This is a genomic window from Bacteroides nordii (assembly GCF_019930665.1).
In the GTDB taxonomy this organism is placed as follows: Bacteria; Bacteroidota; Bacteroidia; order Bacteroidales; family Bacteroidaceae; genus Bacteroides; species Bacteroides nordii.
Window position 1 is genome coordinate 5072573 of record NZ_CP082886.1, and the last position, 17964, is coordinate 5090536.

At 44.3% G+C, this 17964-nt stretch carries 7 protein-coding genes; all 7 read left to right on the plus strand.

The annotated features are described in order from the left end of the window. Positions 1 to 4: 4 nt before the first annotated feature. The 7 genes from K8P02_RS19605 (at position 5) to K8P02_RS19635 (ending at position 17624) form a co-directional block, all read left to right on the plus strand. A complete protein-coding gene (locus K8P02_RS19605) occupies positions 5 to 1519 on the plus strand; it encodes a RagB/SusD family nutrient uptake outer membrane protein (protein WP_025866606.1) in 1515 nt (504 codons plus the stop codon). Positions 1520 to 1628: 109 nt separating this feature from the next. Next, complete coding sequence (locus tag K8P02_RS19610) at positions 1629 to 6872, plus strand: RagB/SusD family nutrient uptake outer membrane protein (RefSeq protein WP_223381729.1); 5244 nt, start codon at positions 1629 to 1631, stop codon at positions 6870 to 6872. 111 nt (positions 6873 to 6983) lie between these two features. After that, positions 6984 to 7982: a glycoside hydrolase family 16 protein gene (locus K8P02_RS19615; RefSeq protein WP_025866607.1), complete on the plus strand. Its 999-nt coding sequence runs from the start codon at positions 6984 to 6986 to the stop codon at positions 7980 to 7982. Positions 7983 to 8098: 116 nt separating this feature from the next. After that, a complete protein-coding gene (locus K8P02_RS19620) occupies positions 8099 to 10375 on the plus strand; it encodes a glycosyl hydrolase family 95 catalytic domain-containing protein (protein ID WP_025866608.1) in 2277 nt (758 codons plus the stop codon). A gap of 10 nt (positions 10376 to 10385) precedes the next feature. Beyond that, positions 10386 to 12773: a polysaccharide lyase family 8 super-sandwich domain-containing protein gene (locus tag K8P02_RS19625; protein ID WP_025866609.1), complete on the plus strand. Its 2388-nt coding sequence runs from the start codon at positions 10386 to 10388 to the stop codon at positions 12771 to 12773. Continuing rightward, positions 12754 to 15333, plus strand: coding sequence for a glycoside hydrolase family 3 N-terminal domain-containing protein (locus K8P02_RS19630; RefSeq protein WP_223381731.1), 2580 nt, complete (start codon positions 12754 to 12756; stop codon positions 15331 to 15333). Before K8P02_RS19625 ends, K8P02_RS19630 begins: the two co-directional genes overlap by 20 nt. Positions 15334 to 15374: 41 nt before the next feature. Further along, positions 15375 to 17624: a beta-N-acetylhexosaminidase gene (locus tag K8P02_RS19635; RefSeq protein ID WP_025866610.1), complete on the plus strand. Its 2250-nt coding sequence runs from the start codon at positions 15375 to 15377 to the stop codon at positions 17622 to 17624. Positions 17625 to 17964 lie beyond the last annotated feature (340 nt).

The following is a 17964-nucleotide window of genomic DNA, read 5'->3' on the forward strand; positions in this document are numbered from 1 at the left end:
ATTTATGAAAAAATATATTGTAGCGTTAGCTTTTACAGGTTGTATTGGGCTTTCCGGGTGTGCTGATTTATTTCAAGAGCCATTGAGTTTTCCAACCCCGGAGAATATTGAATATAATCAGGACAACGTAACAAGCCTGACCGATGGTTTATATCGAAAATTGTGGTTTAATAACTGGGGATTCAATTGCCGTCCCCAAATTTTAGGATTAGGAGCCGATGATATTATCGGAGGATCGGTTAGTAAACGTCATTATCTGATTGATGAGTTTTATGTACATGGCGATGATGTTGATTTGGTTTGGGAGTATTTATATGCCGTGATACAAGCAAGTAATCAGCTTATAGAAGGCTTGGAAGCTTCTCCGACCATGGCCGATGAGGCCAAGAAACCCTATTTGGGTGAGGCTTATTTTATGCGTGCATTTGCTTATTTTCATCTTGTGCGTTATTTTGGAGATATTCCCGGATTTACCGATTCCATTTGTTATAAAGACATTTTGGGGAGTACGAACATTACCCGTAACAAGACAGAAGATATTTACAATCTGATTATTGTTCCTTCTTTGAAGATAGCTGAAGAGTACCTGCCCGAAAGAGGACGGAAGAATAACGGTTCAAATGAAACTCCTTCCAAATGGGCAGCGAAGGCATGTCTGGCTGATGTATACCTGACCATGGCAGAGTGGCCATTGAAAAAGACAGAAAATTTTGCACTTGCCCGTGACAAAGCAAAAGAAATTATTGATAAAGGAGGTTATTCACTGCTTCCGCATTACGAAGAATTGTGGAAAGAAGCTACTAAGCTTGATGCGACGGAGCATATGTTCGCGTTACCTCATGACAGGGTAAACCAAGCCAGTAACTACGGAATTTCATATATGGCAATGGAGGAAAGCACGGCTGCATGGAGTGATTATCTGGCAGATTCCTGCTTTTATGAACGTTATCCGGCCGATGAACGAAAGGCATTCAACTTTATCACTAAAATGGGTGAAGGAAAAAGAGCGAAAGATTTTCGTGTAACACAGATGCGTTCTCCTGCCATCAATAAATATCGTGATTATGGAGGTACAACTACAGAAAACGGGGGAACGATGAGTGCTCAATCTTCGGGTATTACCCCAATTTATCGTTATGCTGAAGTATTACTGATTTATGCTGAAGCTCAGAATCGTGCAGAGCATGGTCCCAATACATTGGCATACCAATGCCTGAATGATGTTCGTAAACGTGCGGCCGGAGGCGGAGTGTATGACAAAGCGGAAAACATGAACGAAGAAGAGTTTGATAAAGCCGTGTTTGATGAGTACGGTTGGGAATTTTTCGCTGAGTTTAAAAGATGGTTTCAATTGGTGAGAACGGAAAAAGTATGGGAGATGAATCAAAATAATCCGCGTGTGAAAGCATCTATGATAAAGAATGGTATTACCAAAGAAGAGCGTCGTACCTATTTGATGCCACTTCCCGAACAGGAACAGATTGATTGTGGCTTTGAAGCTAATCCGAGAGTCTATTAATATAGAAAAAACGTAGTTTAGCGAGCTCTGTCTCCGGCAGCCGATAGCCGGATTGTTACGGTTACCGGAAGATAAGAGTTCGTGAAACTTAACTTAAAAAAGAAATCCAATGAAAAACATTTTATTAGCATTGACATTATGTGGGGCTGCCGGCATTGGTTATGCGGCATGGTTTGCTCCTGCAAACTTGTTTGATTCAAACGAGGTATCGCATGCTCAGGTTGTTTCCGAACACTTGCAGCGCCAGTCTTTACAGGAAGTAAAAGCGGCTGTTTCGTCTTACATGACTAAAGCAGAATTGGAAACGGCAGCCAATAAGTTATACACTACACTATGGGGTGGTAATTGGGGATTCAATTGCCGTCCTCAGATTTTAGGATTAGGAGCGGATGATATTGTCGGGGGATCGGCAGCCAAGCGCCATTATGCTATGGATGAGCTCAAGGTAGATGCTGCCTTTGAAGGGGATGTGAAGATTATATGGCAGGATATGTATGCACTGATAAAAGAGTGTGATCTTTTGATGGAGACAATTCAAAATTCAACGACTCTTACCGAAAGTGACAAAGTACAATATGCAGGAGAGGCCCATTTTCTTAAAGCGTTTGCCTATTACCAACTGGTTCGTTGGTTTGGAGAGGTGCCGGCTTATAAAGATTCGGAGCAGAAAGAAGATATTCTAGGTAGCACAATCATCGGCCGTAATGCGATAAGCGACATTTATAATCAGGTGATTATTCCGAACTTACAGGCTGCGGCAGAGAAATTACCGGAACAGGGACGTTTAGGAAGTGCCGGAGCCAATTCTACTCCCACTAAGTGGGCGGCAAAGACTTGTCTGGCGGAAGTATATCTGACTATGGCAGGATGGCCCCTTAAACAGACAGATAAATATGCATTAGCAAAAGAAACGGCCAAGGAGGTGATTGAGAGTGGAAAATATTCTCTATTGCCCCGTTACGAAGATTTGTGGAAAGAGGCTACTTGCGGAGACGATACGGAACATATTTTAGCGTTAAACCATACCATTGTCGGATCCAGTAATTATGGTATCTCTTACATGGCAATGGAAGAGAATGCAGGTGCCTGGAGTGATTATCTGGCCGATTCCTGTTTCTATGAACGTTATCCGGAAGACACTCGTAAGGCTTTTAATTTTGTAACAAAATTCGGTGAGGGGAAAAGAGCGAAAGATTTTAAGGTATCTGAAATGCGCTCCCCTGCTATTAATAAGTACCGTGATTATGGAGGAATAGAACCACTGAGTGCACAAACAAGTGGCATTACTCCTATCTATCGTTATGCAGATGTGCTGTTGATTTATGCTGAGGCTCAGAATAAAGCGGATAAGGGGCCGGATGCTTTAGCATACCAATGTATAAATCAGATACGTAACCGGGCCGGAGGAACTGAACTTGCTGCCGGATTGAATGAGGCCGACTTTGACAAGGCTGTATTTGATGAACGGGGATGGGAGTTTTTTGCTGAATTCAAAAGATGGTTCCAATTGGTGAGAACGGAAAAAGTATATGAGGCAAATCTGTATAATCCACGTGTGAAGGCCTCTTATGAGGCGAGAGGCATAACAGCCGGTAACCGTGATATTTATCTGATGCCGTTGCCAGCGTCGGAAAACGATAAGTATGCTATACAGATTAGAGACAATGGTTTCGACAATGCAGATTTGACCCGGGGCTTTAAAACACAGCCTTATCTCTTCAATGAATGGGTTACGAATAATCCTCAGCCGAATGTAGTACAGTTTGCTGTTGTAGATGACCCGGAGCACGGAAAGGTTGCAAAAATGACCGGAGCGCCCGGTACCTGGTATAAAGATTTCCTGGCACAACGTATGAAAGGAAAAGCAGATCGTGATATTTATCGTTTGACATTCTATGCCAAATCAATGAATGAAGCTCAGCTCAGAGTCTATACTTTCCTTACGAAAGAGGATAACTCGGATGCTTCCGGAGGTCGTTTCTTTGTTGTGAAACAAGATAATGTGGCTGATAATAAAAAGGCATCGGTTGTTTTAAAACTGACTGATAGCTGGATTAAATACACAATTGACTTTGATTTATCGAAAGTGGAGCCGGACTTCTGGGAGTCGAAACCCGTGGAAGAATCTACAGATATAGACCTTACTAACTTCTGTATATTGTTTTATAACCAGAACAATGCAGAGTCATACATCGATGATGTACGTTTCGATAAGTTATCCGCACTGGAAACAAACAAGCCGAAAGCATTTACTTTTGAGAACGTATCGGAACTGGAACAGTGGAGTGCAGCGAACAGTACACTATCATTGAGTAAAGAACACCGTAGTGAAGGGAATCAGGCTTTATGCTGGGATACGCAAGACGGAGGAACGCTGACCGTTTCTGTCGGAGAGTTTACCATTGGCAGCCAGTCCGCATTTTTTGAGATACATAACTCACAACCGTGTGACGATCAGATTACGATTGACTATCTGGACGAAACCGGTAAAGCGGTGAAAACCGGTCATATCTCAATGAATTTTAAAGGATGGCGTGAGTTCAACCGTTTCTACTCGGATTATGCGAATAAGAATGCAGCTACTATTACCGATATACGGTTCACTTATACCGGAAAGAATGTAGGTAATACAAAGATATACCTGGATAAAGTGAATTTTGATGCACCTAAGTCTTCCAATTGGAAAGTACTGTATCAGGATTTGATGATGCCGGATCTGGAGTATTTGTATAAAGACCATGTTCAATTGCTGAAAGCGTATGCTGCCGGTCAGAATAAAGTAATTAATGAACCTACAGCACAGGAAGTTACTGATTTTGAAAAGTTGAAAACTGCATTGGCTACGGTGCCTACTACAACAGTAACGATGAAAACTTTGCGATCTTATATGTCGTCTCTCGGTCTGGTCCGCAATGAAGACGGTTCGATTAATGGCCCTGCATTAGGAGGAAGCGAAGAACTGACAATCGATATTATGATTGATATTTCTCAAAGGGTGCAAGCACTGGCAGCCCATGCAAAGAAGGGAGATCAGGAAGCAAAAGACTTATTGAAAGATTATGTTGATTATATTTTAGATCAAGGTATCTTCTATGATTTCGAACGTCTGACATATAGTCATTATGGTAGTGTGGATGGTATTCCTGCAGGTTTTATAGCAGCAATGTCCGAATATACGGAGGAACAGCGGAAAGAGATGATAAAGGCTATGACCTGGATGCTCGAAGCGAATATGGTATATGCCGATGATGATTACCTGATTTCCTGGATGAATGCGGATTATCTGTGTAATTACTTTAAGCATCTGTTTGCACTGGCTGTTGCTCCTACTGATCAGAAAGAGGCTATCCAGAACCTGAAAGATATGGTTCGCTTCATGGAGTTGCATACCATTTATACTCCGGCTGGGCGGGAAGTATTGAAAGTGGACGGAACAGGTTTCCACCACGATACACATTATAATGCATATATGTATGCTTATAAAGCATGGTGCAACTATATTTACACGCTGAAAGGAACTTGTTTCCAGATAAATAAAGACTCTTACGAACGTATTCGTAAAGCGATCGTATCCATGTATCTGATGGCAGTAAAAGGAGCAAACAGAACTGACTACTATGCAGCTAACAGTCTTTGCGGAAGACATCCGTATACAGATGGCGGTGGAATTGTTCCGTCAGAAGCCTGGTATGTGGACCGCCTGATAGAAGGTGGCGGTGATATTTTAGGTACCAAATATGATATGGAATTAGCTGCATTCTATAACTATTTCTTTATGACGGATAAGTATGATATAGAGCCGGCGAAAGTGGATGGTTACTATCAGTTTAATTATAGTCCGGCTGGTATTTATCGGCAGAATAACTGGGTAGCTACCATGCGTAGTGCCACCACTCAGTTCTGGGGTACGGAAATTTATACGACCAGTAACCGGTTCGGACGTTACCAGAGCCATGGTACTTTGGAAGTCATGTATGATGGTGGGCCGGCTGTATGCGGATATCCTGTTGAAACAGCACCCAATGCGACAGGCAGTAAAATGTCCGGAGGCTGGGATTGGAATGTGGTACCGGGAGCTACTACCGTACATTATACTTCATGGAAAGAGATGATGCCACGAAAAGGTACGGAAGGTACTTACTGCCAATATTCGAAAAAGGATTTTTCCGGAGCATTGGCTTGGGGACAGTACGGTATCTTTGGAACGGATTTCCTGCAAAGTGATGATTGGGGAGGTCAACAGTTTACGCCGACTAACCTGCAATTTAAGAAATCGGTTTATGCGTTCGATGGTATGCTCATCAGTATGGGTAGTGGTATCAGTGCCAAAGGTAGTTATGGAGATGATATGATTACGGCTACGAATTTGTTCCAGGGAATTGATCATGAAGGTATTAGCGGTGACCTGGTCGTAAACGGGCAGGTGATGGCTCCGGGAGCAGAGAATATGACTAACAACTCAGAGCAGGATGTATGGTTGGTAACTCCGCAAACAACGGGATATTTTATTCCGAAAGGCAATGACCCGATTGTTATCAAACACGCTAATCAAACAGCTCCACGTGAAGACGGCAGTGATGTTACAGGCGATATGAATACGGTAATGGCTGCTAAGGCTTATATTGACCACGGGGTAAAACCGGAAAATAAAGAATACCTGTTTGTGGCTGTTCCGGGGACCACACCCGAAAAGATGCAACAATTATCTGCAAAACTTGCTGGTAACGGAGGAGATATTTTTAAAGTGGAGGCACAGAATGACAAATTGCATGCATTGACTTACAAATCGCAGGGTATTACAGCTTACACGTTCTTTGGAGCAGTAGACGGACTCGGCTTTGCCAATGTGAAGTCTTCCGACTCGGAATTGTTATTGATGGAGAAGGCCGATACGGGAGCCAAAAGTATCTCATTTGCAGCCGCTAATCCGAACCTTCGCCCGAAAACACACGATCTGTTTAAGTGGATTGAACAGGAAACCAATGCTACGATTGTTGTAAAGGGCGAATGGAAACTCCAGAAAGCTGTTGATGGCGTTTCAGTTACCACTTTGGCTGATGGTAACACGCAAGTAAGCCTGCATCTGGAACAAGGAGAACCGGTTTACTTTACATTGCGGGATCCGAATGCTACCGGTATTTCTGATATGAACTTGGCAGAAGCCATGAAGGTCACTGTTTGTGAGGATCATATACAGGTTAAGAATGTAAACGGAACGGTGGCTGTTTATGACGTGGCAGGTAAGCTTGTTGATGCGAAAGAAGCCGATGGTTCGGTGACGTTCGTAATACAGGAGACGGGTTGTTACATCATCAGATGCGGTGGCGAAGTAGCCAAGGTGATTGTGAAATGATATGAATGTCAGTACCGGACCGTATTTTTACGGTGGTAAATAATAGTATAAATGAAAGGTGTGAAGAGCCGAATATATCCCCGGCTCTTCACCCTATAAAACGGATATTCGATGAAAAAACTGATTCTATTAGTACTTTCTTTATCTTTGGGCGGACTACTTTATGCACAGATGAAAACTTCGGAAACTACGGACTATAAACTGGTCTTTTATGATGATTTCGATCAGGATACCGGGAAACCCGATCCTAAATATTGGTCGTTTGCTGTTCCGGATGGTGCACCCTGGTCTATTTATCTTTCAAAAAGTTATGATCAGGCTTACCTGCAGGATGGTAAACTCGTACTGAAAGCAGAGAAGGCGAAACGATACCGGACAGGAGGCATCTGGACAAAAGGAAAGGTCGCTTTTAAATATGGTAAATTGGAGGTTCGTGCAAAATTCAAATCTGTACAGGGTGGATGGCCTGCTATTTGGTTATTGCCTGTCAGTCCGCAATATTCAACAGGATATGGGGGAGAAATAGATCTTATGGAGCAGGTGAGTCATGAATATATGGCATGGCACAGTGTTCATCCGGGAAGTGAGGAGTATCGCGGATCGGGTCTGGGCGGAAAGTATGTTCTCGATGATTTTAATACATATACTTTGGTTTGGACAGCGGACGAACTATCTTTCTTTATTAACGGAGTAAGTACGGGTACTTATCTGAGAAATACTCAGTTACCCGAAAGTGAGGCTTGTAAGCAATGGGTGTTTGATGTTCCCTACTATCTTATTTTGAATTATGCTTTAGGAGGTGAAGGAACCTGGCCCGGAGTGATCAATGATGAAGAGTTACCGGGATATATGGAAGTAGACTGGATAAAGGCTTATGAGAAAGTTCCTACCGGTTTCTCCCAACATACCTTTGCAGACCCGATGAAGGTATCAGTGGAGGGCAAAGAAATCTGTGTTGAGAATACAACCGGTGAGGTCTCTGTTTATGATTATTCGGGTCGATTGGTAGAAAGAATAGATATAGTTGATTCGGCACGTATTGCTGTGAAGGATACAGGCTGTTATATTTTAAAGTATGGTAATCAGGTTGTAAAGGTAAGTGTATCCTGATAAATTGCATATATATTAGGCTTTATGCGATAGTTGATTGTATTGTTAACAGGATAACCGGGGATATATGTTGTGAAATGGATATATCCCTGTTTCTATCTAAATTTTGTTTGATTATGGTGCGTGTAAAACATTTGTTACTTATAGTTGTGGTAGGAATCTTGTTTTCCTGCCGGTCGGGAGAGGAGGTGTCCGATCTTCCCCGTCCTTATCATAACCTTCGTTTTGAAAAACTTCCGGAGGTTTGGGATGAAGCCCTTCCGTTAGGAAATGGTTTAACCGGTGCTCTTATCTGGCAGAAGGAAGGGAAACTGAGAATCGCTATAGACCGGGCCGATCTGTGGGATTTACGTCCGGTAGAAGAGTTCAAATCACCCGATCACTCTTATCAGTTTATTTGTGATCAGGTACTAAAGAAAAAAGATATTGCCCCTATCCAGCGTTTGATAGACGACAGGACTAAATATGACGCGGCTCCCACTAAGATACCTGCAGGGGCTATTGAGTTCAACATTGCTTCTTTAGGGAAAGTGAAGGATGTTAGTCTGGACCTGACTTCTGCTGTCTGTACCGTTTTATGGGAGAATGGAGCCAAAGCACGCATTTTTGTTTCCGCCAATGAGAAAGGGGGGCGCTTCTTCTTTGAAAATCTGCCGGATACTCTTTCGCCGGAGTTGATCACTCCTTTATATGAAGAAAACGACACAGAACTGGACTATCAGCCCGGTGTAAACAAGCTGACTGCATTGGGATATAAACGAGGAAAAGTAGAACGAATAAATCCCGGAACTTTGCTCTATCAGCAGCAAGGGTGGGGAGATGTTTCTTATGAAATAGCATTAAAATGGAAGTCTCCCTCCGGGCATTCGCTGGAAGGGGAGTATTGTGTAACCTCCAAGGGAACCTGGTATTCGGAGAGGGAGGGAGCATTGGAATGTATGAGACAGACGATGAGTAGCGACTTCAATAGTAGTTTGGCAATGCATAAGCATTGGTGGCGGGAATATTGGATGAAATCTTCTATCAGCCTGCCCGATACATTGCTGGAGAAACAATGGTATCTGGAAATGTATAAGTTTGCCGCTGCTTCACGAAAGGGTGCACCTCCTATTTGCCTGCAAGCCGTATGGACTGCCGATAACGGGCAGACTCCTCCCTGGCGCGGAGACTTTCACAGCGATTTGAATACCCAGTTGAGCTATTGGGCAGGATATACTTCTAATCATCTTGAAGAGTCGTCCGTATTTACCGACTGGCTTTGGAAGATAAAAGAAAATGCAGAAGCATTCACCCGGCAATTTTATGGCGTGGAGGGGCTGAATGTACCTTGTATTGCCACATTGACAGGAGAACCGATCGGTGGATGGAGTCCTTACTCACACTCTCCTTCTACAGCCGGTTGGTTATCGCACCATTTCTATCTACAATGGAAGTATAGCATGGATACCGATTTCCTGAAGAACCGCGCTTATCCATGGATAAAGGAGGTGGCACAGTATTTTGAGAATATTTCAATCCGGGGTGAAAACGGAGAACGGCAACTGCCTTTATCTACTTCTCCGGAGATAAATGACAATCGTATTGATGCCTGGTTTCAGAAGACAACCAACTACGACCTTGCTAATATACGGCTGACGTATACCGTCGCCCGGGAGATGGCGGAGGCTTTGGGCTTGAATGAAGAAGCCGGTTACTGGGTAAGACAACTAAGCGAATGGCCCAAACCTGCTGTGAATGAGAGTGGGTTGATGATTGCACCCGGAAAGGCACAAACGGAGTCGCATCGCCATTTTTCACATTTGCTGTCTTTTCATCCTTTTGGATTGATAGACGTGAGTAAAGGAAATGGGAATATCGATTTGATATTGCGTTCTATTAAGAATGTAGAGATGTTGGGCACGGATTGGTGGACCGGATATACCTATGCATGGCTGGCCAACATGAAGGCCCGTGTTTTTGAAGGAGACGATGTAGTGAGAAACCTGCACATCTTTATTAAAGCTTTTTGCTCTCCGAACAGTTTTCATCTGAATGGTGACCAGTTGAAGGCGGGCTATTCGCAATTTACCTATCGTCCGTTTACACTGGAAGGTAACTTTGCCTGTGCAGCTGCTATTCAGGAGATGCTGCTGCAAAGTCATACCGGAGTGATAAAAGTATTTCCGGCTTTGTCCACCAAATGGGAGGATGTCTCTTTCCGGCATCTCCGGGCGATGGGAGCTTTTCTCGTATCGGCCTCTTATGAAGGAGGGAAGATTGCTTCTATCACAGTTGAATCTGAAAAAGGAGGATGGATGAAGCTGTATAATCCTTTTACGGATAAAATAACAGAGAGAAAGATGGTGGCCGGAGAGACAATTACATTTACGAATAAGTTCCCGATGGGAAAATAAGATTTGATATATGAGGAGAACACATCTATTTGCGATTTTGATTTTGCTTTCTTACGGTGTCTTTGCACAACCGTCGAAGAAGGAAGCTATGCGGATGCTTAGGGAGTATTATGTGGCAAATGTGAATGGTACCTGTAATAAAGCTGATTGTGAAAAATATATCAGCCTGTTGAATCGTGACGGGCAGTTTACGGACATGATTGCTTATGAAAGAGAGATAGGAACACGGAAGCTGCTCGAAAGTATCAGTTTTGACGAACAACAACACATGGGACTGTACCTTACCGAGGCGATGAACCGTTTGAAATCGGTTGCCGCTTATTATCGTCAGAAGGGTGGGAAAGAGATTCCTGATAAGTATTGGAAAGCGATTGTCAGATATGGTACTATCGAACAGAACCGCCGGCCGAATGATCGGTTCCATGCTTCCTGCTTTGCCATTCCTCAGGCGGCCTGCGGTATTTATTATCTGTTGATAGAGGCAATGGAGCAAGCAGAAAAGGACGGAAAAGGTTCTTCTTTGGAGAGAGAGGCGAACCGGATGCTCAAATACCTTGCTATGCAATCGTGGACACAGCCGTTGCGCAATGATGAAACGGACAGGAATGTGGTCAGCATTCCTCGTTTCCGTCATCATGTGTGGTGGGTAGGAGGAAATGCACTGGCTTACCGTCCTCTGTTGGAGACGGCTGTGCTGATGGACTCTATTCCGATGGTGGACGTTGTGGCGGAAGTTGCGAAAAAGAGTTTGAGCAATGTGTCTCAGACCAATTATGAAGAGGCTTTCTGGAATGAAGGATTCACAGCCGATGGTGCCGGATGGGGGCATGGTAAGCAATGTCTGGTATGGGGATATCCTATTCACGGTGCATCCAGTGCCTTGAATATTCTGAAAGTGTTGAAGCATACTCCCTGGGCTCAGACATTAAGCAGAGAGAATGCGGAAGCGCTACTCCATTTCTACCGGGGAAGTAACTTTTATCATTACAAAGGATACATTCCTCCGTGTCTCGACCGGTATTCGATGGTATATTATGAGGGCAGGCATCAGCCCGTTCCTTATTATGAAATGCTGAAACGAACGGTGGAGGACTATGCAGACGCTTTTACTTCGGCCGAGTTGGAAGAATTGAAACAACTGATTGACGAGGCAGGGCGGGAAGATATCCGTATGGATAATTATCCGGACGGTATGTATCACGGATCTCGCTGGTTTTTCAACAATGATGATCTGATTAAGAAGAATAAAGAGTACCACATTCTTATTAATATGGCCTCTTTCCGTTGTGACGGACTGGAAAGTGCGAGTAACTTTGCGGATGAGTTTAATATTTTCACCAATGACGGACTTACCTTTTTTCAACGTCGGGGAGATGAATACCGTAGAATAATAGGTGCTATGGATTTGACTGCCATGCCAGGTATTACCGCACGGGAAGGCATGGATAAACTGGCCCCTGTGACTAACTGGAGAGGATTTTGCAGTAAACACAACTTTGCCGGAGGTGCTACGAGCGGGGGAGAGAATGCGGTGGCAGGTTTTATCTTCGAAAAAATGGATGCCGAAGCAAAAGAGAAACCGGTGAAAGAGAGTAATTCGTCGGCCTCCGGAGTGAAAGCCTATAAATCCTGGTTTATAATGGGAGATTATCTGGTTGCTTTAGGAGCCGGTGTAACCAACCTGTCTCCTGAACTGGAAGGTACGATCCGGACATCGATTGAACAAACAGCCCATCAGGGAGAAGTGTGTTTGTTTGATGGGAAGTCCGTCACTCCGGTGACTTCGGCTGCGGGTACTTTGTGCCGGGATGGAAGGCCGGGATGGATCATGCAGCAGGGAGGATTTGCCTATACGGTATTGCCACCCTATTCTTCGGATGCCTTTTATTCAATAGAGACCCTTCCTAACGAATGGCTGAAAAGAAACCTGAGCAATAAAGGTAAAGTGAATTTGCCGGATAGTGCTGCTGTCTTCCGTCTTTGGATTGATCAGGGCCGGGAGGTAAAAGATGGTAAATATGGATACGTTGTTTATTGCGGTGAAGGGACTCCTGCTTATGAATTGCCTTTTACCGTATGGAGAAATGATACGCTAACGCAAGCCGTTTCGACGGTGGATCATATGCTTACGGGGCTTGTCTTTTATCAGGCCGATGTAGCTGTAACGGTTGGTAATACTGAAATCTCGGCTTCCGAACCTTGTGTTGTATTGATGGAACAGGATGCGAAGGGCACTAAGATATCAGTGACTGATGCTATGATGAGAGCTGATTTACAGAGTATTACTCTGAGAATAGGAGAAGATAGAATCACAATTGACATGCCGCAGGGAAAAGAATGTGGCAATACAGTTACCAAAATATATAAAAAGACATACCATGAACAAACGGTTGAATAAATTAGTACTTTCATTGCTCCTGTTGCTGTCTCAGCAAGGATTAGGGGTGGCACAACAACTTCCTTATAAGAATAGCGCATTGCCTGTACAAGACAGGGTGGAGGATTTGCTGCAACGCATGACACTTGAAGAAAAGATAGCCCAGATACGCCACATACATTCCTGGAATATATTCAACGGACAGGAACTCGATGAGAATAAGCTCGCCACTTTTGTAGGTGATATAGGTTGGGGCTTTGTGGAAGGTTTTCCGCTGACCGGTGAAAACTGCCGGAAAAATATGCGGGTGATCCAGGAGTATATGATAAAGAATACTCGCTTGGGAATACCTGTATTTACCGTGGCCGAGTCCTTGCACGGATCCGCTCATGAGGGCTCTACCATTTTTCCTCAGAACATAGCATTGGGAAGTACATTCAATCCGGCGCTTGCCTATCAGAAGGCGGCTCTGACTTCCTCTGATCTTCATGCCCAGGGGGTGTGTCAGGTTCTTGCCCCTTGTATCGATGTGGTACGGGATTTGCGTTGGGGAAGGGTTGAAGAGTCCTACGGAGAAGACCCTTTCCTCTGCGGGACATTGGCTTTGGCAGAGACACGTGGGTATTTGGATAACGGTATCTCTCCTATGCTGAAACATTTCGGAGCACATGGTAACCCTTTAGGCGGTTTGAATCTTGCTTCTGTGGAGAGTGGCTTGAGGGATTTGCATGATATCTACCTGAAACCTTTCGAGATGGTTATTACTCAGTTGCCGGTACAGGCAGTTATGTCTACCTATAACTCCTGGAATCATGTTCCTAATTCGGCTTCTGCCTACTTGTTGACCGACGTTTTGCGGAAACAATGGGGGTTCAAAGGATACGTTTATTCTGACTGGGGGGCGATCGAGATGTTGCAGAACTTTCATCATACGGCTGCCACCCCTGCCGATTGTGCAGTACAAGCGCTTTCTGCCGGACTCGATGTAGAGGCTTCCAGTGAATGTTATCCGTACCTGAAGCAACTTATTGAGCAAGGGGAGTTTGACGAAAAGATACTGGATGAATCCGTACGTCGTGTGCTGGCTGCTAAATTTAAACAGGGACTCTTTGAAGACCCTTTTGGTGAAAAGATAAAGAAGACGGCGATGCACTCTGCCGCGAGTATTGCGTTGTCCCGTAAAATAGCAGATGAGTCTGTTGTATTATTGAAGAATGAGAATGGACTGTTGCCGCTGGATGCTGACAAACTGCATTCAATTGCTGTGATAGGGCCGAATGCTGCGCAGGTACAGTTTGGTGATTATACCTGGAGCCGGGATAATAAGGATGGAGTTACTCCATTGGCAGGATTACAGAAGCTGTTGGGAAGTAAAGTAGCCATTCACTATGCTCCGGGATGCAGTATGATGTCCGAAGATACTTCATTGATCCCCGAAGCTGTGGCAGCAGCACAGAAAAGTGAGGTCGCTCTGGTGTTCTGTGGCAGTTCGAGTGCATCTTTGGCAAGAGATTATAGCAATACCAACTGCGGTGAAGGGTTCGATTTGCATGATCTTAATCTTACCGGAGCACAGGGAGAGTTGATAAAGGCTGTTTATGCAACCGGAAAACCTGTAGTACTGGTATTGGTAAGTGGGAAACCTTTCACTATCGCCTGGGAGAAGGAACATGTGTCGGCTATCCTTGTACAGTGGTACGCAGGCGAGCAGGCGGGTAACTCTATTGCAGACGTTCTTTTCGGCAAGGTAAACCCTTCCGGGAAATTGACTTTCTCGTTCCCGCAGAGTGTAGGACATCTTCCGGCTTATTATAATTATTTGCCTTCTGATAAAGGGTTCTATAAAAAACCGGGGAGTTATCAGAAGCCGGGCCGGGATTATGTATTCTCTTCTCCTGCTTCTTTATGGGCTTTCGGATACGGATTGAGCTATACTTCTTTTTCTATGAAGGATATGCAGGTATCGGTAAGGGAAGATTCGGTTTTTGTCAAAGCAGAAATACTTAACACAGGCAAAAGGGCCGGACAAGAGGTCGTTCAGCTTTATGTGCGTGATCTTGTCAGCTCGGTTGTTACCCCTATAAAACAACTGAAAGCATTTGCGAAGGTGGAACTGCAGCCGGGAGAACAGAGGACGGTTTTGTTACGTTTCCCGGTTGCAGAACTTGCCCTGACAAATGAAGCCGGGCAGCGGTTGGTTGAACCCGGTGAGTTTGAGATTCAGTTGGGTAACTCTTCTGATAATATCCTGTTGAAACAAACGATAAGGATAGGTGACAGTGTGAAGAAGGATTCAGGAGATGAAACTGCAACTCAAAGCAAACCTGTGGGGACGGGAAAGATGAGGACCGTTCGGGGAATTGTGAGAGATATACAGGCTACTTTGGTAGCGAACGTTTCTATTTGGTCTGTCGGACAGAAAAAGGAGATTGGGAAAACAAATAAGAAGGGAGAGTATGAAATACAAGCTGCATCGGATGATATCCTGATATTCTCCGGGAAAGGGTACTTAAAACAGACTGTACCTGTGAATCATCATACGGACATTAATGTAAAACTGGCGTACGGTGAAGACAGGTAATGGCTGGAAACGGATAAATATTAAAACAACTGATACTATTTATGAAACGATTCTTTCTAAACTTATTGGCAACCGTTGGCGTGGTGTCAGCTTTTGCAACGGGCAACAGACCAATCACTATCACACCTTATCCTCAGGAAGTGCATGTACGGCAGGGAGAGTTTATGATTACTCCACAGACCTCTTTTGTGGTTCAGACTGCTGACTTGAAAGATATTGCCGGATATTTTGGAGCCCAAATAAAGCGCTCTACAGGATATGAACTACCTGTAAATACGATTGCTACCGAAAACAGCATTATATTATCAATCGATAACCAACTGCCTCTCAATGAGGAGGGGTATGTATTGGAAGTGATGCCCGGGCAGATCACAGTAACCGGGAAGAGCGATAGAGGGGTGTTTTACGGCATGCAGACAGTGATGCAACTCCTTCCCCCTGAAATAGAAGAGGCGGTTGCTGTGGACAATGTGGCATGGACTCTTCCCTGCGTTTCTGTAAAAGATGAACCCCGTTTTGCCTATCGTGGTATGATGTTGGACGTATGTCGGCACTTTCTTGATGTCGATTTCGTAAAGAAGCAGTTGGACATCATGGCTATGTTTAAAATGAACTACTTTCACTGGCATCTTACCGATGACCACCTTTGGACTATTGAAATAAAAAAATACCCTTTACTGACAGAGATAGGATCCATCCGGCACAATGTAGACGGAAGTGTGAATCGTGGTTTCTATACACAAGACCAGATCAGGGAAGTAGTGGCCTATGCTGCTGAGAAGAAAATCACCGTTATCCCGGAAATAGAACTTCCTGGGCATGCTCTCGCGGCGATTACAGCTTATCCGGAACTATCCTGCATCGAAGGCCCTTTCCGGTTGAGAAACCAGTGGGGGGTGGAAGATAACGTATATTGTGCCGGAAACGACCGTGTATTCAATTTTCTGGAAGATGTGATAGGTGAAGTCGTTCCTCTATTTCCCGGAAAATACTTTCACATCGGTGGAGATGAATGCCCGAAGATTCATTGGGAAGTTTGTCGCAAATGCCAGCACCGTATGAAAGAAGAGGGGCTGAAGGATGAACACGAACTGCAGAGTTATTTTGTTCATCGTATCGAGAAAATCCTGTTGAGACATGGCAGGGCAATGATTGGCTGGGATGAAATACTTGAAGGAGGACTTGCTGCATCTGCTACTGTCATGTCGTGGACGGGGGAGGAGGGTGGAATCACTGCTGCCAACATGGGGCATGATGTTATTATGACTCCTTTGAATTTTGCTTATTATGATGCCGGACAGGGGGCGCCGGAGGTAGAACCTATCACCATCAGTTTTGGTATTTCGCTCGAGAAGGCATATAAATATGAACCGGTAGCAGCAGGGATTTCCTGGGAGAAGTCTCACCACATATTGGGTGCGCAGGCCAATTTATGGACAGAATACTCTCCGACTGCCGAGCATACGGAATATCTTCTTTATCCGCGTATGCTGGCTATGGCAGAATTAACCTGGACGCAAAAAGAGAATAAGGATTATACTTCCTTTGTGCAGCGTTTGGACAATCAGTTGAGGCGCCTGGATGCCCATCATATTAATTATCATATCCCATTGCCCGAAGGACCACAGGCCGATTATGTAGCATTTGTTGATAAAACAACCCTGACCTTTCATAACAGCCGCAATTTACCCATGGTTTATACCGTTGACGGAACGATGCCTACAGCACAATCCACTCTATATACCACCCCTCTTGTATTTATGAAAAATACGACGCTGAGGATAGCTACCATGCTTCCGTCCGGAAAACTGAGCCGGACAAGAATCATAGATGTCCGGAAAGAGAAAATGAGGCCTGCTCTTCGCAGAGAATTGGCAGCAGGAGTAGAACTGCAACGCATCTCCGGTAAGTATTATTATGTTACAGACTTAGTTGATGTGAATTGGGAACAACCAATCATCGTTCCGGGATTTCATCTGGATGTACCCCCCGAGGCTAACGGTGCTTTTCTTTATAAAGGCTGTTTCGAGGTTCCTGCTGACGGCGTCTATTATATCTCTTCCGAGATGGATCAACTGAAGATAGATGGGGAGAGAATAATAAATAATAGCGGGAAGCTGATACGACATTCAGTAAGCCGGAAGTCAGTTGCTTTGAAGAAAGGAATTCACTCATTTGAACTTATCTATATCAATAGTAACATCGGTGGTTATCATCGTTACTGGAACAAACGTGGATTTCAGTTGATCGGGGAAGATGGTACGCTCACTACTCCGGAGGTTTATCACTGAGTGTTTCCCACACGGGGATTCATCAGATAAATAGTACTCCCAATCGTACATCGTCTAATAGTAAATAAATTCAGTTTTGCGCTTAATGGTGTTTGTCATCGCCATCAATCTCTTTCTCCGGTATTGATAAAGCCCTCTCTCGTAGAGTAACGTATGAAGCCTCGGTGTGTAACGTTGTTTTAGATGTACATGTAAAGCAGTACGACATGCACATGTGGGACAGTACGACATGTGCATGTGGAGCAGTGAAACATGTACATGTAAAACAATGCAGCTCACCGGGGAAAGGAACGTTTCTTTCTGAGAAAGACAAAGTACAACACCGGACAAGGGTAACGAT